The 529-nt window shown below is 58.8% G+C and carries 1 protein-coding gene; it reads left to right on the top strand.

Annotated features, from left to right (window positions below; translation table 11 throughout):
* The coding region (locus AC5O77_RS22595) for a conjugative transfer relaxase/helicase TraI domain-containing protein (protein WP_494507274.1) at positions 1-529 on the top strand (529 nt) is incomplete at both ends.

Genomic DNA, 529 nt, shown 5'->3' with positions numbered 1-529 from the left:
GGATCCGATTAATCAGCCGGCCGACCAGCATTTCGATCATGGGTATGCCATTACCACCACCGGTTCGCAGGGGGCCTCTATCAACAATGTTATTGGCCTGGTCGGGACCGAAGGGGCGCGCAACATGATGGCGGCGCTGGACAGCGCCTATGTCGGGTTCTCGCGCGCCAAAGCGCATGTGCAGCTGTACGTCGACGATCTGGAAAGCGGGCAGGGTGCCGTAGAACGAAATAGTGGACAACGTGAAACGGTGCATGACGTGCTGTTACGCGCCGACGATGTACGGGCGGAGCAGGCCGATCGCGACTGGAGTCGTAGCAAGCCGGTAGAGGAAACCCGTTTGGCCGAAAAACTCGACGACAGTGTCGGTGATGCCGCCCGCTTCATGGGCGGCAAGTCACCAGAACTGTTGTATGCGGTGCTTAACGAACAGGGGCGGCAGCGAGGTAACTGGCATGTCCCGGTTTCGCCGACTACCGGCACGCTGAATATCTGTCTCTTATACACATCTGACGCTGCCGACGATACT

It is taken from the genome of Stenotrophomonas sp. INTA L402-1, assembly GCF_059295135.1.
The sequence above is the reverse complement of the archived record's forward strand: the minus strand, read 5'-3'. Positions and strand labels throughout refer to the sequence as shown.